22 protein-coding genes are annotated in these 20,825 nt (G+C 51.0%); 13 read left to right on the top strand and 9 right to left on the bottom strand.

Annotated features, from left to right (window positions below; translation table 11 throughout):
- Nucleotides 1-80: 80 nt before the first annotated feature.
- The 5 genes from hisC (at nt 81) to ACO0LG_RS24910 (ending at nt 4,408) form a co-directional block, all read left to right on the top strand.
- Complete coding sequence (hisC, locus tag ACO0LG_RS24930) at nt 81-1,145, top strand: histidinol-phosphate transaminase (protein WP_423030521.1); 1,065 nt, start codon at nt 81-83, stop codon at nt 1,143-1,145.
- A gap of 440 nt (nt 1,146-1,585) precedes the next feature.
- Nucleotides 1,586-2,611 (top strand): hypothetical protein, encoded by a 1,026-nt coding sequence (locus tag ACO0LG_RS24925; RefSeq protein WP_423030519.1) that lies wholly within the window; start codon nt 1,586-1,588, stop codon nt 2,609-2,611.
- A 104-nt stretch (nt 2,612-2,715) separates the two neighbouring features.
- Entirely contained in the window at nt 2,716-3,528 is an 813-nt protein-coding gene (locus ACO0LG_RS24920) for a hypothetical protein (RefSeq protein ID WP_423030517.1), read from the top strand.
- 138 nt (nt 3,529-3,666) lie between these two features.
- Nucleotides 3,667-3,825, top strand: coding sequence for a cysteine peptidase family C39 domain-containing protein (locus ACO0LG_RS24915; protein WP_423030515.1), 159 nt, complete (start codon nt 3,667-3,669; stop codon nt 3,823-3,825).
- On the top strand, nt 3,788-4,408 hold the full coding sequence (locus ACO0LG_RS24910; RefSeq protein ID WP_423030572.1) for an ATP-binding cassette domain-containing protein: 621 nt from the start codon (nt 3,788-3,790) through the stop codon (nt 4,406-4,408). The genes ACO0LG_RS24915 and ACO0LG_RS24910 overlap by 38 nt, the downstream gene beginning before the upstream one ends.
- A gap of 43 nt (nt 4,409-4,451) precedes the next feature.
- Here ACO0LG_RS24910 and ACO0LG_RS24905 read toward each other — a convergent pair whose 3' ends face one another.
- Both ACO0LG_RS24905 and ACO0LG_RS24900 read right to left on the bottom strand, forming a co-directional pair.
- Complete coding sequence (locus ACO0LG_RS24905) at nt 4,452-4,946, bottom strand: hypothetical protein (protein WP_423030513.1); 495 nt, start codon at nt 4,944-4,946, stop codon at nt 4,452-4,454.
- Nucleotides 4,947-4,973: 27 nt separating this feature from the next.
- The gene (locus tag ACO0LG_RS24900) at nt 4,974-5,459 is read right to left on the bottom strand and encodes an asparaginase domain-containing protein (RefSeq protein WP_423030511.1); all 486 of its coding nucleotides are present in this window, start codon (nt 5,457-5,459) and stop codon (nt 4,974-4,976) included.
- A 147-nt stretch (nt 5,460-5,606) separates the two neighbouring features.
- Here ACO0LG_RS24900 and ACO0LG_RS24895 point away from each other — a divergent pair, with 147 nt between their 5' ends.
- A complete protein-coding gene (locus ACO0LG_RS24895) occupies nt 5,607-6,383 on the top strand; it encodes an L-asparaginase (RefSeq protein WP_423030509.1) in 777 nt (258 codons plus the stop codon).
- 158 nt (nt 6,384-6,541) lie between these two features.
- On the opposite strand, the gene ACO0LG_RS24890 is transcribed toward ACO0LG_RS24895, so the two are convergent.
- From ACO0LG_RS24890 to ACO0LG_RS24870, 5 genes are all read right to left on the bottom strand, one after another.
- Nucleotides 6,542-6,982, bottom strand: a complete 441-nt coding sequence (locus ACO0LG_RS24890; protein ID WP_423030507.1) for a GNAT family N-acetyltransferase — start codon at nt 6,980-6,982, stop codon at nt 6,542-6,544.
- A gap of 16 nt (nt 6,983-6,998) precedes the next feature.
- Nucleotides 6,999-7,514, bottom strand: coding sequence for a TlpA family protein disulfide reductase (locus ACO0LG_RS24885; RefSeq protein ID WP_423030505.1), 516 nt, complete (start codon nt 7,512-7,514; stop codon nt 6,999-7,001).
- A 172-nt stretch (nt 7,515-7,686) separates the two neighbouring features.
- Nucleotides 7,687-8,274 (bottom strand): YdcF family protein, encoded by a 588-nt coding sequence (locus ACO0LG_RS24880; RefSeq protein WP_423030503.1) that lies wholly within the window; start codon nt 8,272-8,274, stop codon nt 7,687-7,689.
- A gap of 70 nt (nt 8,275-8,344) precedes the next feature.
- Nucleotides 8,345-10,276 (bottom strand): putative bifunctional diguanylate cyclase/phosphodiesterase, encoded by a 1,932-nt coding sequence (locus ACO0LG_RS24875; RefSeq protein WP_423030501.1) that lies wholly within the window; start codon nt 10,274-10,276, stop codon nt 8,345-8,347.
- Nucleotides 10,277-10,591: 315 nt separating this feature from the next.
- On the bottom strand, nt 10,592-11,569 hold the full coding sequence (locus tag ACO0LG_RS24870; RefSeq protein WP_423030499.1) for a D-2-hydroxyacid dehydrogenase family protein: 978 nt from the start codon (nt 11,567-11,569) through the stop codon (nt 10,592-10,594).
- Between the two features lie 383 nt (nt 11,570-11,952).
- Here ACO0LG_RS24870 and ACO0LG_RS24865 point away from each other — a divergent pair, with 383 nt between their 5' ends.
- Both ACO0LG_RS24865 and ACO0LG_RS24860 read left to right on the top strand, forming a co-directional pair.
- Nucleotides 11,953-13,803 carry a phosphoenolpyruvate carboxykinase (GTP) gene (locus ACO0LG_RS24865; RefSeq protein ID WP_423030497.1) on the top strand — a complete coding sequence of 617 codons (1,851 nt, stop codon included), beginning with the start codon at nt 11,953-11,955 and terminating at the stop codon, nt 13,801-13,803.
- Nucleotides 13,804-13,942: 139 nt separating this feature from the next.
- Nucleotides 13,943-14,722, top strand: coding sequence for a substrate-binding periplasmic protein (locus tag ACO0LG_RS24860; protein ID WP_423030496.1), 780 nt, complete (start codon nt 13,943-13,945; stop codon nt 14,720-14,722).
- Nucleotides 14,723-14,773: 51 nt separating this feature from the next.
- Here the strand turns inward: ACO0LG_RS24860 and ACO0LG_RS24855 are convergent, their stop codons facing one another.
- Nucleotides 14,774-15,196: a DUF2798 domain-containing protein gene (locus tag ACO0LG_RS24855; protein WP_423030495.1), complete on the bottom strand. Its 423-nt coding sequence runs from the start codon at nt 15,194-15,196 to the stop codon at nt 14,774-14,776.
- A 45-nt stretch (nt 15,197-15,241) separates the two neighbouring features.
- Nucleotides 15,242-15,559 (bottom strand): hypothetical protein, encoded by a 318-nt coding sequence (locus tag ACO0LG_RS24850; protein ID WP_422951748.1) that lies wholly within the window; start codon nt 15,557-15,559, stop codon nt 15,242-15,244.
- Nucleotides 15,560-15,707: 148 nt separating this feature from the next.
- Between ACO0LG_RS24850 and ACO0LG_RS24845 the strand changes: the two genes are divergently transcribed.
- The 5 genes from ACO0LG_RS24845 to ACO0LG_RS24825 all read left to right on the top strand — a co-directional run bounded on the left by ACO0LG_RS24845 (nt 15,708) and on the right by ACO0LG_RS24825 (nt 20,694).
- Nucleotides 15,708-16,682, top strand: a complete 975-nt coding sequence (locus ACO0LG_RS24845) for a LysR family transcriptional regulator (RefSeq protein WP_423030493.1) — start codon at nt 15,708-15,710, stop codon at nt 16,680-16,682.
- A 200-nt stretch (nt 16,683-16,882) separates the two neighbouring features.
- A complete protein-coding gene (locus ACO0LG_RS24840) occupies nt 16,883-18,826 on the top strand; it encodes a sensor histidine kinase (protein WP_423030491.1) in 1,944 nt (647 codons plus the stop codon).
- A 66-nt stretch (nt 18,827-18,892) separates the two neighbouring features.
- The gene (locus ACO0LG_RS24835) at nt 18,893-19,600 is read left to right on the top strand and encodes a riboflavin synthase subunit alpha (protein WP_423030489.1); all 708 of its coding nucleotides are present in this window, start codon (nt 18,893-18,895) and stop codon (nt 19,598-19,600) included.
- 45 nt (nt 19,601-19,645) lie between these two features.
- Nucleotides 19,646-20,080, top strand: a complete 435-nt coding sequence (locus ACO0LG_RS24830; RefSeq protein WP_423030487.1) for a YybH family protein — start codon at nt 19,646-19,648, stop codon at nt 20,078-20,080.
- 104 nt (nt 20,081-20,184) lie between these two features.
- Entirely contained in the window at nt 20,185-20,694 is a 510-nt protein-coding gene (locus tag ACO0LG_RS24825) for a protein tyrosine phosphatase family protein (RefSeq protein WP_423030485.1), read from the top strand.
- The last annotated feature ends 131 nt before the right edge of the window (nt 20,695-20,825 follow it).

Raw genomic sequence — 20,825 nt, 5'->3', positions numbered from 1 at the left:
ACATTGACTTAGACAGTGTCTGATTATTTATTTTTTCAACAATCTCTAAAAACTTTTTAGCTAAAAAGAATGATCAGATCATGAGTAAATACTGGAGTGAAGTTGTCCACAAGCTGAGCCCTTATACCCCCGGTGAGCAACCCAAGATAGCCAGGCTCATCAAACTCAATACCAACGAAAACCCTTACCCACCTTCACCCCGTGTGCTGGCGGCGATACAGCAAGCCACCAATGCTGATTTGCGTCTCTATCCTGATCCCGGTTCGGATCATTTGCGTCGCGTCATCGCCAATTATCATGGCTTGCAGGCAGACCAGGTTTTTGTTGGTAACAGTTCCGATGAGGTACTGGCCCATGTGTTCCAAGCTTTGCTCAAACATGAGCAGCCCTTGCTCTTTCCCGACATCAGTTATAGCTTTTATCCTGTGTATTGTGGCCTGTATGAAATCGCTCACCGCAGTGTGCCACTGGATACCCAATTCCAACTCAATGTAGAAGATTATCTGCAAGAAAATGGCGGGATTATTTTTGCAAATCCCAATGCACCAACTGGCTGCGTAGTGCCGCTGGAAAAAATCGAATTCCTGCTGAAACACAATCGCGATACGGTAATCGTCATTGACGAAGCTTATGTGGATTTTGGTGGCGAGACAGCGATTGCGCTGATAGACCGTTACCCCAATTTGCTGGTCGTGCACACCCTGTCAAAATCGCGCTCGCTGGCTGGTTTGCGGGTAGGTTTCGCTGCTGGTCATGCAGACCTGATTACGGGCCTGAACCGTGTCAAAAACAGTTTCAATGCGTATCCACTGGACAGGCTGGCAGTGGCTGGCGCGATTGCGGCATTTGAAGACCAGGATTATTTTTTGCAGACTTGCCAGGCAGTCATGGCGACACGAGAAAGACTGGCGACAGCGATGCGCGAGCTGGATTTTGAAGTCTTGCCATCAGCGACGAATTTCATTTTCGCCCGTCACTCTCGTTTTGCGGCAGAAGAGATTGCCTTGGGTTTACGCCAATCCGGCATCATCGTGCGCCATTTCAAGCTACCACGCATCAGTGAATTCTTGCGCATTTCCATAGGCACTGATGAAGAATCTGCCTCACTGGTTTCTGCGTTGAAGCTATTGCTCAATCCCCTCTAGTCTGAGCACACGCTCAGCGCATGCTTCATCCAGCCACGACAGGAAGTATTGATCCAGACATTTTTCTTCACAGCCCGAGCATGCACGCCAGGTGCAGCTATGCCGTAAGTGCGTCTGTTTGAACTGCAGTTGCAGACCTTGGTTAATAGGCTGGCGGGTCCATCCCGCATTGGAATCTGGTAACGAATTAGTCAACGTCGAATAACAGTTGGTATTGCCATATCACTCGCTCCTGTCCCTACGCTCGTGCGTGGTTTTAGCAATAAGCATTTACTTGCACCGCGAGTTACTTAAAAATAATTTTCACATTTTTTAACAAAAAACCTCCTTTTTAATTTATTATTTAATAACAATATGTAAAATACATAACAATTGGACATTGCTGTCGATAATAACGATGCCATACGGAAAAAATCAAACTAATTGGACTGTGAGCGTTCTTGAATAACTTCGGCCCCTTGTTCCGTCCCGAAGTTACCGTAGCATTGGGATGCCAATGGATGGGAGCCATACGCTTGGCTCAGCCCATTTCTGCAAGTTTTGTCGCCATCGTATCCGTTCTCATTGCCGCAACATCGCTTGCTTACATTACTTTTGGCAGCATTACCAAAAAAGCTCGCGTGACCGGCATTACCGTTCCTGTTTCGGGGCAATTGAGTGTCGCAGCGCCCAATGCTGGCATCTTGCTCGCCACGCATGCACAAGAAGGGGAGCGGGTAAGAACTGGTGGAGTATTGTTCACAATTAGTACAGAAAGACAAAACAGCCAAGGCGAAATTACAGCACTTGTCGCACAGCAACTTGCTTCTCGCGCGAATAGCTTGGCAGCAGAACAAAGACTGCGCCAATCTCAGCATCTAGAAAAGAAACATGCCTTGAGTCAAAGACTCGCAAACCTGAAACAGGAATACAGCCAGTTCGAACAAGAACTCACCTTATCGTTGCGCCGACAGCAATTGGCGCAGCAAAGCGTCAGCAAGTTTGAAGCCTTGCAAAGCAACGGCTACGTCTCTGCCGTTCAGACGCAGCAAAAGCAGGAAGATTTGATCGACATCAGCACCCACTTCAGCACTTTGAAACGTAATAAGACTCCGCTAAAGGCCAATAAAATTGCCCTTCAAGATGAGCTCAATACCGTGGCAAATATTTTGGCAACGGACCTTACCCAAATTGACAGGGCCAAAGCCAGCTTGAAACAAGAAGTAGCAGAAAACGCAAACCGGCAGTCGCGTCAGATTACTGCACCGCAAGACGATACCGTCACTGCCTTGACTAACCAGAACGGACAGGCCATTGCTGCTGGTCAAGTACTTGCCAGCCTGATCCCCGGCTCTAGTAACGATCTTTTATCTAGTAACGACAGCATCAAAGTCTGTTCCAAAAGGCTCGGCAACTTGCACTCTCACTACCGGCCAAGATCCAGGACAGGAGGTTTACTGGAAAGTGACTTTGTACATTTACGATAAAAAACTAAGTCAAGTTGATGCGTAAATGTTTTTTGGTTAGATGAGGGATTAAGGTTTTCCCCCATTTAGATTGAACGGGTGTTTTCATTGGCGGTAAAAGTAATATGAACCACATCAAATTTGGAAAAATATTCGTACTTGTGACATGTATTGTGTTCCCTTGCCTGGCTTGGTCAGCAACATATCAGGTTGACCCAGGAAATAAGGTTTTGCGCATGACAGGTGAGATTGTTGACGAAGACGCTAAACAAATTGAGGAGTATTTAGGTACTGGTATTGAGACTATCATTGTCCGCTCTGGGGGCGGTAGCGTGGTTGGCGCCCTTGAAATCGCGAAAGAAATTAATAAAAGAAAAATCAATTTGATTGTAGACAAATATTGTCTCTCTTCATGTGCAAATTATTTGTTTATCGCAGCTTACAAGAAATCACTACTACCTGAATCTGTTTTAGGTTTTCACGGGGGCGTTTACGGAAAAGCACCAATTCAGGGGCCAAAGTCGGGTAAATCCAAAAAAGGTAATATGTCGATGGAGTCTTTTTGGAAAAAGGACTCAAGGTTTTTCCAGGAAATTGGCTTCAATAAAGATTTATTAAAAAGATCGTATGCACTGACTGAACCAGAAATCAAAACAAGAACGTATGAAGTAACTGCGCGGGGAGATAAATTCAAATTTTCTTCTGAGAGTGAAGCAGCAAAATTTTTATCTGAGTTGATGCAAAAAAAAGAAAAATTTGGCATGTCAGTTACTGTCAATGGATCATCTGAAACGACTGCATATTTTCCTGACGAAAAAACCTTGGTTAGGTACGGTGTCAAGGGGATTGAAAACTATCCGTATCCCAAAGACAAGCAAGAAATGGAATTACTCGCCAAAACTATCAGCGGCGACTTTCAATTAGTCGGTGATTTCTAAAAAGTAGAAACAATAAGTCAAAGATATTAAATAAGTACTGCTTTTTAAAGCATTACTCATTTTGCTGTTTTTAAAAAAAATCACATCACGCTTATTCTCCAAACCGAATCCAGTGAATGTGGCCTGGCTTGTCTTGCAATGGTAGCCAGTCATTTCGGTTATCACACTGATCTTGCTGACTTACGCCGACAGTTCTCCATCAGCCTCAACGGTGCGACATTACCGCAACTGATGCGTCACGCTTCGGTCATGCAGTTGAATAGCCGCAGGACAGAGCATTGCAGTCGTGGGCCCTAGTGCTTGCGGTAAGACCACCATAGGTAAGATCATCCTCGGTTTGCTCAAACCAACGGAGGGTGAAGTACACGTCGTCGATATCCCAATGACGCAATTCGGAATTAAAACGCACCGACCATTGATCGGTAAGGTGATGCAGGAAGATGTCTTGCTAGCTGGTTCCATCATGGACAATCTCGCTGTCTTTGACGGCCAATGTGATCAACAGAGAGCGCAAGAATGCGCCAGGCTGGCGGCTATCCACGATGACATCAGTAAGATGCCTATGGGTTATCAAACCCTGGTGGGCGACATGGGCAGCAGCTTGTCTGGCGGCCAGAAGCAGCGCGTCTTGCTGGCGCGTGCCTTGTACAAGCAACCCAAAATACTCTCGCTGGATGAAGCGACCAGCCACCTGGATGTGAACAATGAACACAAGCTCGATCAGGCACTAGGCAATTTGCAATTGACGCGCATCATGGTGGCGCACAGGCCTGAGACCATTAATGCGGCTGAGCGGGTGGTATCGCTGGCGGACGGGGCTGTGGTAGAGCTGCGGGCGGCCGTGCTTAAAGAAGATGGGGCGAGTTTGAAGCTGGCTTGACAGCAGCAGCGCTGTCAAGAAGCTTTCCGTAACTATGGCATTCTTACTCCGGCCATCTGGATAACACCAGCTCTTCTATATTATTCGGATCATTGAGTTTCTTTTTTGCCTCTGCCCAGTCGGCAGGGGCGGGCACAGGTTTTTTGGTATGCACGGCAGTGTCTATCGCCATCTTGATACCAAAGACCAGGATGCCGCTTTCCACATTCACAGGCGGGACTTTTTTGACGATTTCATAAATCTGGTTGTCGTAATATTCATGCACGGCAGGTGTCATGTCCAGCCAGCAGGTGACTTCACCATCCGAGCGTATCGCTACCACCAGATAGCCTGCGCTCTCAGGCATCTTGGCTTTTTTCAAGGCCTTGTAAATCTGTGTTTGCAAGACACGGGTATAACGGCCAAAGGTATCGACATTGATGCCTTTTTTTTCCAGCTCGGCTTGCGACTGGAAAAAATAGACGGAATCAAAACGCGTTTCTGCTGCCTGCGTCAGGGTGAAAAAACACAGCAAGAATGTCGCCAGCAGCAGTTTCATAGTAGTCTCGATTCGTCTCATCTGGTTTTACTTATTAACGAATACGCCAGCTTCACGGTTTTTTTGTACGTCGTTCCAGGGGAAGACCTTGCCATTCATGGCGACGTGGACACCGGCTGGCAAGAGTTGCGCTGCGCTACAGGCAAAACCCAGATTGAAAAAAGCATCTGAATTGGCGATTTCATAAGGGATCATCGCGCCAGTGAACACGATGGTCTTGCCCAGATTGGCCGCACCTAGCACTTCTGCCGTTTCACGCATGGTGTCGGTGCCATGGATGATGACAATCGCTTTTTCTGCCGATTGCTGGCAAGCCTGCAAGACGGTAGTGCGGTGGCTATCGTTCATGTCCAGAGAATCCACCAGCATGCAGACTTCCAGCTCTACAGGTATCGTCAGACGTGCACGTTTTAGCACTTCAGGCAGGTGGCTGTCAGCAAAGCTGAGCTTGCCTGCCAGTTCGTCATAATGTTTGTCAAAAGTGCCGCCAGTGGCGATGATGCGCAAAGTCATGGTTTAGTCTCTGTAGGTCAAGGATTTGTAAAATTTTAGATTAGACACATTGTAACGCGCATAGGGGGCCAGTGAAAACTGCTACACTAAGCTGTTGCATTTCATCGCATACAGCTTGTTGATACATCCCGGATACACCAGAGATATATGAAACCGATCGCCCCCGGAACCGTTATTTTTCACCGCCATCGTGGCTATGGCGTACTGACTGCCGTGAACCTGCTCAGTGGCTGGGTGGCGGCGCGTTTTGGTGATGAAAAACGCACCCTGGACTTGAACTTATCGACAGATGAAGTCCAGCATGCCGATGGTGAACCCATACTGTTTCGCCGTACCCCGCCAGAACGCATGCCGCATGCACGTTTGATGGCTGTGGTCAGGGACTTGCATGCTGCCGGTTATCAAAAACTGTATCTGTATAGCTGGCCCAAGGCCTCTGGCCTGCACTGGCGCTGGCAGTTATTCACAGGCCCGCGCAACTGGATGCAAAGACCCTGGCGTGAAGGCTGGTATGGTTCAGGGGCCGATTACAACTTCAACCCCGTCATGGGCTGGGGCGATGCTCCCGGTGCCAGCACGGCTGAATTGATAGAGGCCCTGGCCCGCTTTGATCCGGCTGGCCTGGTGAATGCATTGGGCCAGGATGAAGACCATACTGCCTGGTTTGCCGCAGTCTGTGATGCCTTGCTACCGAATTATGCCTATAGCCTGGGGGCAGATACTCCAGAGCAGCCCTTGCCGCTATACCTGCCCGTGATCGCCGTGCGCCAGCGTCTGCCAGACTGGCAAGGTGAGCGCCTGGCTTATCCACCCGGCTGGGAAAAAACCTGGAGTCCCGACAGCTTGCAACGCCGCCAGCAACAGCGCGCCGTGGTCAGGCATGATGTGATACCTGCTAGCTGGAGTTTGCCGCTGGAATTTTGAGAACTATCTTAGTCGACGCAGGTCACTAAGTAGGAGGGGCTTTAGCCGCGCACATTTTGCCGTATCGGCATGTCAAGTTGTATCAGATATTCGCAGCTAAAGCCGCTCCTACAAGGTATTGGTGCTGCGTGTAGCAGCACCGTCGGTATTTTGATAACTCAGCTTACTTTTCTGGAAAGATGGTGACAACTCAGGTCGAAGCCATTATTCAGGTACAGCCTGTGCGCATCGTGCCTTTGGTAACCTGTATCGAGGTGTAATTCACTGCAATTCAAGATCTTTGCCTGCAGTTTTACCCATTCCATCAGGGCTGACCCCAAACCTGCGTTTTTCTTTTGCGGATGGGTAATCAAATCATCAAGATAGAGTATCTTGCCCCAGGCCAGATAATGCTGCACGCGATAACCGGCAGCAGCAACAATCTCACCATCTATGTAAATGCAGGCAATGGTATAGCCTTCAGACACCTGGGTCTGCACCCGGCTGATGAACTCTTCCTCATCCAGGTGGGGTCGCAAGTAACTAAAAACGGTGAAACACTGTCGTACGTTTTCTGCGTGGCTGGTATCAACTATGCTCACTTCGTATTTCATGTCCATGCTTTTCATCCTTATTTCATGAACCCAGCGATTCCCACAGGTTATCCCAGTCATTCGGCTGGAAACTCCCTTCGCGCTTCAAGACCAGCTGGCCTTTGGGATTAATCACGAAGTGTGTAGGTTGGCTGACAATAGTGCCAAAATTGTCTTTATACCCAGGTGCATTGCGCCAGATGATGGGAAAGCGTTGTTCCGCAGGCACAGCCAGATTGATCAGTTGCACATAAGAGTCAAAATCTTTCTTGTCTGCATCAATATTAATCGCCAGCAAAACAAAATTACGTTTCATATTGCTAACATAAAACTCACGCATGAGCTTCAAGTCGCGTGCGCACAGATTGCAACCCGCCGTAAAAAAACTGACCAGCAGCGTTTTGCCTGCGTAATCGCTGATGGCCAGTTTCTTGCCATTCAGCTCAGCCCCTTGAAAACTCATCTGCTGGCTATCTTTGCCTGCCTGTGCGGCGGCAGAGAAACTGGCCACGGCCAGCGTGGCTGCAGTAAGAATACTGAGTAATTTTGTTTTGTTCACGATAGGGACTTTCTATAAATGTATATGCTTATACGTGAATAATACGACAGATATAAATTAGTCGTTGCCTTGGTCTATCTGCTTACAGAAAATTGTTTCAAGACAGACCATGTGATCATTTCATCATTGATGTGTACTCTATGCGTACTCTGCTTGTTCGCAAAAAGCAGGTTCACTGCGTCTGTGGATTACTGAACGTATACTCAAAATATGCCACCACCTCGCGTACCAGCGAATAGGCATCACGCACTTCGTAGTGCGTAGAATGGACATGTCCTACAGTCTCAACACCGTATTTTTTCATCGCCAGCTGGAAGCGTGCAATGTGAAAAAACTGGCTGGCCAGTATTGTGGTTTTCCAGTTTTTCTCCCTCATCAGGGCAGCGGTATTTTTTGCCGTGGCAAACGTGGTGATGCCCTGATTGTCGGTAAACACAGCCGCATCTGGCACACCATGATCAACCAGGTATTTTTTCATGACGGCAGCTTCATCATGGCCTTCTTCGCCCATGCCGCCACTGACCAGGATGGCTTTGCATTTTTGTGCCGCAAATAAATACATCGCGACATCGAGGCGCCCACGCAAGCGCTCGGATGGCTTGCCATCAGGGTTAACCGTATTGCCTGGTACGACGACCACATCCGCCATCGCGATCTGGTCACGCAAACCCAGGGTAGAAATGGCCGCAGCCATGAACAGGAGACAGATCAGCAAACCCAGGCTGAATTGTTTGATTTTCTTTTGCAATGAATAAGGCATGGAAGCTAGGGATGAATAAAGACGAACCCGCATGCTAAGCCTTTTCACAGGGGATTGCAAAAAGATGCGATCAGGCCGACAACACTGCCCTGCGGTTAATTTGCCAGGAACGCGCCCATTGATTGAAGACATCGGCAGGCATGGGCCGGCAATAATGATAGCCCTGGGCAATGTCACAACCCATGTCTTTCAGTTGTTGCTCCGCCCTGGCACTTTCTACGCCCTCGGCAACCACCCGGAGATTGAGGTTATGTGCGAGTTGTATCGTCGATAGCACGATGGCACGGCTGCTGGCATCGGTTGCCATGCTGCGCATGAAACTCTGGTCTATCTTGAGTTCATCTATCTTCAAATTTTTCAGACTGGACAGGGTAGTATGCGCGGTGCCGAAATCGTCTATGGACAGGCGAAAGCCCAGCTTGTGCAGGCTCAGCATATTTTGCAATGCAGTCTCAGGGGTATCCGCAAAGCTGGCTTCGCTCAATTCGAGCACGATGGCTTCGGCAGGTATAGTGAATTCTTTGAGCAGGCCACGCACATCATCAACGAGTTGATGGTCGAGTATGCAGCGCGCTGACAGGTTGACCGAGACAAACAAGTCCAGGCCTTCGGCACGCCATCTGGCAAGCTGGCCAAAGGCTTCGCGCATGGTCCACAAAGTAAAGGCTTTGATGAGGCCGGATTTTTCTGCGATGGGAATGAATTCTGCGGGGGCGATGGGCCCGGATATCGGGTCTATCCACCTGGCCAGGGCTTCGGCACCAATGACGGCACCGGTTTGCAAATCTATCAGGCCCTGGTAATGCAGGCTGAGCGCGTTTTTTTGCAGGGCTTCATGCAATTGTACAAAGAGCAGTTGCTGCCGGTTGAATTGAAGCTCCATTCTTTCATCGTAAAAAGCCAGACCCTGGTTGGCGAACTGCGCCTGCAACATGGCCTGGGCCGCCTTTCGTAACAGGGTTTCTGCATCACCTGCGTGACTGGGGAAAGTGGCGACGCCTATCGTGTGATCGATATGGACTGCATAGTCATTGATCTTGTATTCAAGGCGAAAGGCCAGCACATCGCGGATAATCCCGGTCGCGTTGATGTCTTCGGTATGCTTGCGGTAAATACAGACAAATTCATCACGTCTGACGCGGGCAAAAATACCCCGTGAACCTACCGTAGCCGTCATGGTGGCGGCGATATTGCGTATCAGTTTGTCGCTGGCATCTGGCCCGATGAGATTGACTGTCTCGAACATTTTTTTCAGGCGTATATGTGCCACCAGCAGAGTGTGGCCACGCTCGTGGGCGTTAGCGATTTCCCTGCTCAGGATATCCAGCAGACGCAGACGGTTCGGCAGACCGGTGACCCCGTCCTGATAGGCTGCCAGCTCTAGCCTGCTGACATAATCACGGGTCTTGGCCTGCATGCCCTGTTCGCTGACATACAGTTTTTCTTCGACCTGGCTGCGGCTGAAATTATAGGCAAGCGCAATCGCGGAATAAAACAACAGCGCAGCACTGGCCTGCAATACGAATTTTTCATCATAGGCATAAGCAAAAGGGAAAATGCTGCTGCCAGCCAGCATGCTGAACGCCATGGCAAGCAGCCACACCAGGCTCCATTGCGCACCCTGGCGCTGACCCTTGAGCCATAAAGCCAGGAAGGGAAAAGCATAGATCCACAAGATGCCACTGCCAGCAATCCCGCCCAGCAAACCCAGAGCGACACTGGCCAGCAGGGCAAACAGCAAGAGCAGGGATTCGGCCGTGGCCAGCAATTTTTCATGGCTGGCCATAAAAAATGCTGCACCCAGCATGAGCACGGCGGTAACGGCAACAACGACGCCGGGCAGGGGATCGCCAGACTGTAGATAATTGGCCAAAGCCAGCAACAGCGCACCTGGCAAGGCCACATACACAAGCTGCCTGACATGGGGCTTGCGTTGATAGACACTGAGCTCATGCCGGGCCAGCATACCCAGCACGCCCTTTACTGTTCCTGTATGTGGCATCGATAGTCTCATCGCAAGGCTCTCCCAACATCAGTAAATATGGACGAAGCGCGGGGTTGTAGAGGCAATGTGCAGTTCAGGAACGATAGCTCGGCAGCAATCATCAAAACATTCCAGATGACTGAAATTGAATACCGCGTATGCACCTGCACTTTATTCTCTGATTTGACTTTGATGTTAGAGTTTAGTGCATTTTTTACAAAATTAAAGTATTTGCAATGTTATTTTTGAAATATTTTCCCACATGTTGGAAAACAGGCAAATCATGCCGGGCAAGATTTTGTGTGCGACCCGGCATGTACCCATACCTTCAGATTACCCAGCCTGCAAAATATTTTGAGGATTGCCATTGGCAAAATCGACGATATTCTGGAAAGCAATACGGAAATACAGTTCATAGCTGCTTTGCTCTACATACCCCAGATGCGGGGTAGCCAGGACATTTTCCCTGTGCAAAAGTGGGTGATCAGGAGCGACAGGTTCACTCTCGAAAACATCGATCGCCGCAAAGCCGGGGTGACCAGCATCGAGCGCCGCCTCCAGTGCGCCTTGCTGCACCAGTTCGGCGCGGCTGGTATTGACGAACAGGGCATCCGGCTTCATCAGCACCAGATCAGCCTGACTGACGATGCCACGGGTCGCATCGTTCAGACGCAGATGCATGCTGATGATGTCGCATTCAGCAAAAAAAGCTTCCTTCGATGTTGCTACCAGCAAACCATCTGCGGCTGCCTGCGCACGGCTGGGTTCACGTCCCCACACCATGACCTGCATGCCAAAGGCCTTGGCATAGCCAGCGATCATCTTGCCTATCTTGCCATAGCCCCAGATACCCAGGGTGCGCTTTTTCAAGACGCGGCCCAGCTGGTTGTGAGCGGAGTGTAGTGAGGAGGTTTGCCAGACGCCATCCTGCAACAGTTGTGCATAACTGGTCAGTTTGCGGGACGCTGCCATGATCAGGGTCCAGGTCAGCTCAGCCGGTGCAGTAGGGTCGCCTATACCCTCGGCGATGGCGATACCCAGTTCATGGGCTGCGGCAATTTCTATGTTGCCTGCGACTTTGCCAGTCTGCGAAATGAGCTTCAGATTTGGCAGCTTTTGCATGAGGGCACGGTTAAGGCGGGTACGTTCACGTATCAACACGACTGCATCAAATGGCTGCAGGCGTATCGCCAGCTGGCCGGTACCAACGGCGGTATTATTGAAGACTTTGACTTCATGTTCCTTCAATAAATGAAAGCAAGGCAGTTGCCGGACTACATCCTGGTAATCATCAAGTATGGCTATTTTCATGGTTTGTCCTCATTTGTCCTTATACATTCTTTAAAATCCGGGAAAATCTTTATTCCTGTTTTTATTCAGGTTTGCGCTGAAAAATCTTCACTTTCATAAAACGTAAAACAATGATAATGAAACTGAGGCAAAATTCGCTTCCGGCCAGACTCGCGTGTACAATGTTCGCCTACGTAGCTTTTAGATTCTTCCGCCCCGCGCCATCCTGCCGGGCGCAAGCCAGGAGCCAAGACACCCTCTTGTCTTCGTATTATCCGACAGAACCGCCGCTATGGTGTTCGCCTTGCTTGAGCGCTCCTGCGATCGCATCGCCACAATCTAACGACGATCCTGCCGTGCCGCTACACCGGTTTTTTTATTGAAATGGCATTGGAGGTAGTATCGTGAATCAACCCATCATGAAAGGTGTGGCTGCATTAAACGCACCCGCTTACGTGAAACATCAGAAATTGATCAACTGGATCGCCGACATGGCGGCTTTGACCAAACCTGACAATATCTATTGGTGTGACGGCTCGCAAGAAGAGTACGACCGTCTGTGCGCACTGATGGTTGCCGCTGGCACCATGAAAAAGCTGAATGAAGCCAAGCGCCCCAACAGTTACCTGGCCTGCTCCGACCCGTCGGACGTGGCCCGTGTCGAAGACCGCACCTATATCTGCTCGACCAACAAGGAAGATGCAGGCCCGACCAATAACTGGATGGCCCCGGCAGAAATGCGTGCCACCCTGAACCCGATGTTTGATGGCTGCATGCGTGGCCGCACCATGTATGTCGTGCCTTTCTCCATGGGTCCGCTGGGTTCTCCTATCGCCCATATCGGGGTGGAATTGTCTGACTCGCCTTACGTTGCTGTCAACATGCGCATCATGACGCGCATGGGCCAGGCAGTGTATGACGTGTTGGGTACGGACGGTGATTTCGTCCCTTGTGTACATACTGTGGGCGCACCACTGGCAGAAGGCCAGGCTGACGTGGCATGGCCTTGCAATAACACCAAATACATCGTGCATTATCCAGAAACGCGCGAAATCTGGTCTTTTGGTTCAGGTTACGGTGGCAATGCGCTGCTGGGCAAGAAATGCTTTGCACTGCGTATCGCCTCCACCATGGGCCGTGACCAGGGCTGGCTGGCAGAACATATGCTGATCCTCGGTGTGGAATCGCCAGAGGGTAAAAAGCATTATGTAGCAGCGGCCTTCCCGTCTGCCTGCGGCAAAACCAATTTCGCCATGCTGATTCCTGCCATCAAGGGCTGGAAAGTCACGACGATTGGTGACGATATCGCCTGGATCAAACCTGGTGCGGATGGCCGTTTGTATGCGATCAACCCTGAAGCCGGTTATTTTGGCGTGGCACCTGGCACCAATACTGCGACCAACTCCAACTGCATGGCGTCTCTGACCGCCAACACTGTCTTCACCAATGTCGGCCTGACCGATGATGGCGATGTCTGGTGGGAAGGCATGAGCAAGGAAGCGCCAGCGCACCTGATCGACTGGCAAGGCAAGGACTGGACACCAGAAATCGCCAAAGAGACTGGCCGTAAAGCAGCCCATCCAAATGCGCGTTTCACCGTCGCAGCTACGCAAAACCCGGTGATCGATGCAGCCTGGGATGACCCGGCTGGTGTGCCTATCTCTGCCTTTATCTTTGGTGGCCGCCGCTCGACGACTGTACCTCTGGTGACGGAAGCCCGCAACTGGGTAGAAGGCGTCTATATGGCAGCGACCATGGGTTCAGAAACCACGGCAGCTGCCGTAGGCCAGCAAGGCGTGGTACGTCGTGATCCTTTCGCCATGCTGCCGTTCATGGGCTACAACATGAGCGACTATTTCCAGCACTGGCTGGACATGGGCAAGAAGATAGAAGCTGCTGGCGCGACACAACCAGCGATTTTCTGCGTCAACTGGTTCCGTACGGATGAAAACGGCAAGTTTGTCTGGCCAGGTTTTGGCGACAATATGCGCGTGTTGAAATGGATGCTGGAACGCATAGAAGGTCAGGCCAATGGTGTGGAAAACATCTTTGGTGTCACCCCTACTTTTGCTGATCTGAACTGGGAAGGTTTGAACTTCACGCAAGCGCAGTTCGACACCATCACTTCCATCGACAAAGCCGCCTGGGACGCAGAGTTGAAACTGCATGCCGAGCTGTTTGAAAAACTGGCTTACCACTTGCCAGCTGATCTGGAAGCGACCCGTGTTGCCCTGGAAAAACGCCTGGCAGCATAAGCCATCTTTTTCTGGCAATGACAAAAACGCGGCTACGGCCGCGTTTTGTTTTTTGCACAAGCTGGAAATACAGGCGCAAGGGGTGTATAAATAAGGTCAGCCGCTATTACTCCACGATGCTTATTATCCCGGGAACCGCATGCGCCTGCCCACCACCTGGCTGTTGCTAATGTTCACAGGCAGCATGCTGCTGTCACCGGCCCTGACACTGGCTCAGACAAAAAATCGCGAAGAACGCAGGCTGGATATTTCACTATCAGACATCAACCGTCCGAGCACGGTCATGGCGCAAAGAGTGTTGAGCAAGGCTTATGAACAACTGGGCATCAAGGTCAATTTCATTACTACCCCGGCAGCAAGGGCTGTCAGCATGTGGAATGCGGGCAGGCTTGACGGTGTCGCCGCAAAAGTCATCGACACCGGCCTGCCAGACTCTATCAAGGTAGAGATACCTGTGGTCTATGAAGAGGCTGTGGCTTTTGCTACGAAAAAGAATTTCGCAGTCGATGGTTTCGATAGCCTGAAACCCTATGTGGTCGGCTATGTCAGCGGCATTACCTATCTGGAAGACAGGCTCAGGAATGTAGCACACAAGGAAACTGCACCCGGTCTGGAATCATTGTTTCGCAAACTAGACGCCGGGCGTACCGATGTTGCAGTGGATTCCCGTTTCAGCTTTTGCCTGGTACGCAAGCTGGGTTTAAATAATATCCACATAATTGAACCCTCGCTGGAAAAGCGCCTGGGCTACCATTTCCTGCATACCAGACACCAGCAAATCGCATCCGCCCTGGAGCCAGTACTACGCAATATGGAAAAAGACGGCAGCATCAAAAAGATACAGGAAGAAGTCATGCAGGAGTTTATGGAGCAATGCACAGGCCTGACGGATGCCAAAAACAAAAAAGCCGCAGGTTAATTAATCTGCGGCTCTTCAATAAAACTAACTGACTACATCCATCAACATTGATCAACGATGCACTGGCAATAATGCAGGCTTGCGTTTCAAGCCACTTTTTGCCGTGGCTTCTTCAGAAGCCTGCATGATGCCACTGGCACTCAGCAAGGCTTCGCTGCTCACCGGCTTGCTCAGCATGCGCGCCAGCTTGTTGACCAAGGGTTTGCTGATATAGGCCGCCGGAAACGCGATAGGCCATACGGTCAGCCAGGCTTCCATCCAGGCAGCCATGAAATCATGCCTGTAGCCCATCCACATCAGGCGTAACACTGCGGTTGTCACCAAACTGAGCAAACCTGTCGTCAGTATGGTTGGCAGCATCGATGCCAGACTGCGGGAACCAGCCACCGCGCGTGGCTGACGCACCTGAGCTTGTACGACTGCATTGCTCTGGGCGAAAGCACCAGCTAAAGAATAAGCAGATGATTGTTGCATAATGCCAATTACTTATTTAATCGTGCTATGTTTAGTGAGGGGCGCTTAGCCACGCGCAGCCAGGGCGCGCAATTCAGCTGCCATGTTAGGCGAGCTGCGGTCCAGGTCATTGGCGATGCGGCGGATAGTCAGCATATTGCGCAGATTACGTGAAGCTGTTTTTTCTTCACGGGATTGTTTTGGGCTGATCACCAGCAAGGCTGCGCGCAACATGCCCATCAGCATAGGTTTGAACACGATCAGCATGGTGGCGAGGATGCCCAGGCCCAGCAATGGACGGGCGGAAGCAACAACGGCGCTGATCGCGATTTGAGAAACTGGCAGGGCACTGGCTGCTGGGAAGGCGATATTTAGGAAAGTCATGATTTACTCCACTCTTTAAACACTTTGTAATGGCGTCATAATATTGCAGCGCATCATATAATTCTAATTTTGATTTACCATATCAATTATGCTGTTTATGAATAATTGTCAGTAGCTCATTGCCAACTTACTAATTGGAGCAAATAACGTGAATTTTCTGACATTGGATTTGAATCTCCTGCGTGTGTTTGATGCGGTCATGATCGAGCAGAACCTGACCCGTGCGGCGGACAAGCTGGCCATGACCCAGCCCGCTGTTTCCAATGCCTTAAAACGCCTGCGTCATTCTCTGGGTGATGAGTTACTGATACGCACAGCCTATGGCGTCAAGCCTACGCCACGCGCCGAAATACTGTGGCCAGCGATACGTCAGGCCCTGTCCGCCCTCGAAAGTGCGATTGCCCCGACCAGCTTTGATGTATCCCAGGCACAAACCACCTTCAGGATGGCGATGTCAGATGCGACTGCGGCGCTATGGATGCCTACTCTGGTGAATGTCCTGGAAAAAGAAGCGCCGCGTGTGAATGTACGCATGGTGCCACTGACCACGCGGGAACCGCGCCCCATGCTCATGCGTGGTGATATTGATATTGCCATCGGCTTCTTCCCGGGCGTGGTGGCCCAGCTCACAGGCGGGCAGGGGGCTGCAAATAGCGCAATACGGCATGAGAGACTGTATTCTGGCCATTATGTGGTCGTGATGCGGCGTGGCCATCCGCTGGCGAATAAAAAACTGACACTCGACGATTATTGCAATGCCAGGCATTTGCTGGTGAGTTTTTCTGGCCGTGCCCATGGTCTGGTCGATGAAGCCCTGGCCCAGATGGGGCGGGAAAGACGCATCGTATTAACAGTCAATCAATTCTTTACCAGTGGGCGTGTGGTGTCCAATTCGGATTTGCTGACGGTATTACCACGCCATCTGGTAGCCGCAACCGGCATGACAGGCGGCCTGGTCTGGAAAGAACTGCCTTTCGCCATGCCTGACGTGCACGTCGATATGCTGTGGCATGAACGGGATAGCCGTAACCCTGCCCACCAGTGGATACGCGGCAACCTGGTCGATATGACGCACTCAAACTTGATTACTGAACTCGAACATGAGGTAACACTGGACACCTGAGGCCAGATTCAGATAAAACAGCATCAGCAACAAGCAAGGATGGAAGAAGAACAGGAATTTGCTTACTATTGTGGCTGCCAGCGCACCTGGCGACCAATTCGCAGCATAACGTGCACGAGATTTCCGTTATCAATATGACCGCAGTCCGCAATACTTGCTTACGCTTCCTGTTACTGCTCGCATTTTGCCTGGGCTGTTGCGTGACGTTTGCACATGCAGCAACTGTCATGCTCGATGATGGTCAAAATGAAATTCCTTTGCACTCTGCCTTCCAGGTCTATGAAGATAAAAGTGGCGTGCTGGAAATCGCTGACCTGCTCAAACCATCCAGTAATGCAGAGTTCCGGCCCCTGCGCGGCAATCTGAATGTATCGTTTTCCAAATCCGCATTCTGGCTGAAGCTGGATGTGCAAGACAGCCAGGCCGCTCATGCGCGGCAATGGCTGATGGAGTTGTCGCCAGTCATCATTGATGATATCCGTCTCTACCAGGTCAACCCCGATGGCAGCACGACGGTGCACCGTGCTGGTGACCGCCTGCCTTTTTCCAGTCTGGAACTCAAACACCATTACCCGCTGTTCCAGCTGCAATTGCCAGATACTCAAGTACAGCATCTGTATCTGCGGCTGCAAAGCAGCAGCGCTGTGTTCCTGCGCGCCAGCCTGTGGGAATCACATGCCTTTATCGAGCACTCCAGCCAGGTCTCGATGTTCATGGGCATTTACTATGGCGTGCTGCTGGCAATGATTGTGTATAACCTGCTGCTGGCCATTTCTTACCGTGATGTAGCGCTGCGCTACTACCTGTTTTTATCTTGCGTGTCCTTGCTGGCGGGCATGAGCCTGAACGGCCATGTTGCCATGTATATCCTGCCTGACTGGCCGGAACTGGCGGATATATTACCCAGCTTCCTGTCGCCGCTGGTGGTCATGAGTTCCACCATGTTCATCGCCAGCTTTTTGCGTTTGCATGAAAAAATGCCGCGCATTAACAGCCTGTTCGTCTTCGCCCAGGTCGTCTGCATATTTGTCTCGCTGGCGGTGCTGGCAGGTTATTACCAGCTGGTTGCACCCTTGATGCAAATAACCGGCTTTGCCCTGATGATGGTGATCCTGCCTGTGTGCCTGCTAGTAGGTTTGCGCGGATATCGCCCTGGTTACATCGTCTTGCTGGCATCTGCCACCTGGATCACGGGCCTGTCGCTGGTGGCGATACGCAATATGGGTTTGCTGGGACCTAACTGGGCGACTGAATATGGTTTCCAGCTGGGTTCAGCCATAGAAGCCATTTTGCTGGCTCTGGCCCAGGCCTATCACATCAGCCTGATGAAGAAAGAGCACGCCCAGACCCAGGCAAAGCTGCTGGAGATATCACAGCGCACTGAGCAGGAACTTGATGCCAAGGTCAGGCAGCGCACTGCCGAACTTGACGAAGCGGTTGCCAGCCTGCAAAAACTCGACAAGGACAAGAATGATTTCCTGGGCATTGCCGCCCATGATTTGAAAAATCCCCTGACCAGTATCATAGGCATGAGTGACTTGCTGCGCAAACTGAAGCAAAACATGCCGGAAGACCAGCGCCAGCATTATCTCGAACGCATCAGCAACAGCGGCCAGCGCATGATGCGCATCATCAGCAATTTGCTGGATGTGAATGCCCTCGATTCTGGCCACCTGCACCTGAAATTGCAAAGCCTGGACTTGTCGAGGATATTGCAGGACGTGGCCCAGCAATATACCGAGATGCTCAAGGCCAAGGACTTGCAGGTCATACTGGATATACAGGAAGGCGTCATGGTCAGGGCAGACTTTGATGCCTGTGTACAAATCATTGATAACCTGTTGTCGAATGCCGTCAAATATTCACCGCTGGGCAAGCGTATCTGGCTCAATGTCAGCAGTACAGCAGGATTTGGTGTGTTCCAGGTCAGGGATGAAGGGCCGGGCTTGTCTGCAGCAGACCAGCAGCACCTGTTTGAAAAATTCACCAAATTGTCGAGCCTGCCTACAGCCGGTGAACACTCCAGCGGCCTGGGCTTGTCCATCGTCAAAAAGCTTAGTGAAGCCTGCGGCGGCAAGGTCGATTGCGAAAGCGTGGCGGGGCAGGGGTGCAACTTCATGGTGGAATTGCCGTTAGCGGCATAAACATATCGCCGGTGCACGAATGGCTTACAATCACAGACATTCCAAGCACCCTCAACAAGATAAAACATGTTTACAGGCATCGTACAGGGCATAGCCCGCATCGCAACACTGAATGACAAGACCGGCTTGCGCACGTATCAGCTGGAATTTCCCGATGGTTTTTGTAAGGACCTGGAAATCGGTGCCAGCGTCGCCGTCGATGGCGTTTGCCTGACCGTGACTGCCCTGCATGGCGACAACGCCGCAGAATTTGATGTCATGCAGCAAAGCCTGGCGATTACCACGCTCGGTGAATATGCCCAGGATGGTCGCGTTAATGTGGAGCGCGCCGCCAAGGATGGTGCCGAGATCGGTGGTCACCCCTTGTCCGGCCATATCGACTTCAAGGCCCATATCGCCCAGATACGCGAGCTGGAAAACAATTACGTGATACGCATCGCCGTACCACCACAATGGCTGCGCTATATCTTCGCCAAAGGCTATATCGCCATCAATGGTGCCAGCCTGACGATAGCCGAAGTCAACCGCCAGGAAGGCTGGTTTGAAGTCTGGCTGATCCCCGAGACCCTGCGCATGACCGTCTTTGCCGAGAAAAAAACCGGTGCCAGCCTGAACATAGAAATTGAACGAACCACGCAAGTCGTGGTCGATACAGTACGCAGCATGCTGGCAGAAACATTGGGGCCGCTGATGCCGGCACTGGAAAGCCTGCTGGCACAGCAAGGCAAGGACCTGGGACAAATCCTGCAAAGCCAGGTACCGCCACCCAAATAAGCCTGATCTGCGCTCGCTTCAGCCCCCAACATCAAAAGGACAGCCATGCACAATGAAGGAACCGAGCAAGCCAGCGCAGCAGCCACGAGCATACTGAACAATATCCAGCTATGGCAGGATGCCACGGCTGCCGGGGATGTGGATAAGTTGCTCGATTTGATGGATGAAGACGTGGTATTCCTGGTGGCAGGCCATCCACCCATGAAGGGCCGCGAGCAATTTGCCCAGAACCTGCGCAATATCTTGCAGACACATCACATTGCTTCCAGTTCGCAGATACAGGAAATTGTCGTGCAGGCTGATCTCGCCTATACCTGGTCTTACCTGCAAGTCGAGATCATTCCGAAGCAGCCAGGCCCGCAGATGCGGCGTGCCGGTAATGTGCTGAGTATCTGGCGCTTGCTGGCCGATGGCAATTGGCGACTCTGCCGGGATGCGAATTTGCTGACGCTGGAAATGCAGCCTGAACCGGGAGCCTGAGCATGCACGTACTTTCCCGCTTATCGTTCAATAGCTTATCCACAGGCTTGTCAACATACTTATCTACATACTTATCTACATACTTATGCACCGCTTTTCTAGGCTTGTCCACAGCTTTATGTACAAGCTTATCCACAGGTGCCTATGCACAAAACATTGATGCACCCAATGTCGTTCCCATCACCGCACAACTGACCAGTTCAGGCCAGCCCACCGCCAAAGCGCTGGAAAGCCTGTCTGCGCAAGGCTATGAAGCCGTCATCTACCTGGCCCCACCGCATGTCTCTGATGCCGTGCGTGAAGAGAACATCATCGTTGGCCGCCAGAACATGCTGTTTGTGAATATCCCGATAGTTTTCAACAAGCCAGCCGTCAGCGACTACGAGACCTTTGCCGCCATCCTGCAAGGCCTGGGAAATAAAAAGGTATTGGTGCACTGCCAGGTGAATATGCGCGCATCTACCATGGTGTTTCTGTACCGCGTGGTGGTCGGCAAAGAAGATCCGGCCCTAGCCTATGAATCCGTCAGCAAGGTCTGGACACCGAGCGGGCCATGGAAGCAACTGATGCTGGATGTCTTGCAAAAGCACAAGATCAATTTTGAGCCATATTGATTTTTGACTGTCGCCGCGACTACCTACTTTGGTAGGCTGTGTTTTTGTATTCCACCTCTGTACTATGCTGGTGACTTCAATCCTGTAACCTGGATCAGCCTCATGAATAAGCTGCATCGGTTTACACATGG

This window comes from Undibacterium sp. Ji42W, assembly GCF_049340405.1.
GTDB lineage: Bacteria > Pseudomonadota > Gammaproteobacteria > Burkholderiales > Burkholderiaceae_D > Undibacterium.
Note: the sequence above shows the minus strand (reverse complement) of the source record. Positions and strands in the feature narration are given on the sequence as shown.

Coding starts and splice junctions, on each gene's coding strand:
- hisC (WP_423030521.1), top strand. CDS start 81: ATGAGTAAATACTGGAGTGAAGTTGTCCACAAGCTGAGCCCTTATACC.
- ACO0LG_RS24920 (WP_423030517.1), top strand. CDS start 2,716: ATGAACCACATCAAATTTGGAAAAATATTCGTACTTGTGACATGTATT.
- ACO0LG_RS24915 (WP_423030515.1), top strand. CDS start 3,667: ATGGTAGCCAGTCATTTCGGTTATCACACTGATCTTGCTGACTTACGC.
- ACO0LG_RS24905 (WP_423030513.1), bottom strand. CDS start 4,946: ATGAAACTGCTGCTGGCGACATTCTTGCTGTGTTTTTTCACCCTGACG.
- ACO0LG_RS24900 (WP_423030511.1), bottom strand. CDS start 5,459: ATGACTTTGCGCATCATCGCCACTGGCGGCACTTTTGACAAACATTAT.
- ACO0LG_RS24895 (WP_423030509.1), top strand. CDS start 5,607: ATGAAACCGATCGCCCCCGGAACCGTTATTTTTCACCGCCATCGTGGC.
- ACO0LG_RS24890 (WP_423030507.1), bottom strand. CDS start 6,982: ATGGACATGAAATACGAAGTGAGCATAGTTGATACCAGCCACGCAGAA.
- ACO0LG_RS24880 (WP_423030503.1), bottom strand. CDS start 8,274: ATGCCTTATTCATTGCAAAAGAAAATCAAACAATTCAGCCTGGGTTTG.
- ACO0LG_RS24875 (WP_423030501.1), bottom strand. CDS start 10,276: ATGCCACATACAGGAACAGTAAAGGGCGTGCTGGGTATGCTGGCCCGG.
- ACO0LG_RS24870 (WP_423030499.1), bottom strand. CDS start 11,569: ATGAAAATAGCCATACTTGATGATTACCAGGATGTAGTCCGGCAACTG.
- ACO0LG_RS24860 (WP_423030496.1), top strand. CDS start 13,943: ATGCGCCTGCCCACCACCTGGCTGTTGCTAATGTTCACAGGCAGCATG.
- ACO0LG_RS24855 (WP_423030495.1), bottom strand. CDS start 15,196: ATGCAACAATCATCTGCTTATTCTTTAGCTGGTGCTTTCGCCCAGAGC.
- ACO0LG_RS24850 (WP_422951748.1), bottom strand. CDS start 15,559: ATGACTTTCCTAAATATCGCCTTCCCAGCAGCCAGTGCCCTGCCAGTT.
- ACO0LG_RS24835 (WP_423030489.1), top strand. CDS start 18,893: ATGTTTACAGGCATCGTACAGGGCATAGCCCGCATCGCAACACTGAAT.
- ACO0LG_RS24830 (WP_423030487.1), top strand. CDS start 19,646: ATGCACAATGAAGGAACCGAGCAAGCCAGCGCAGCAGCCACGAGCATA.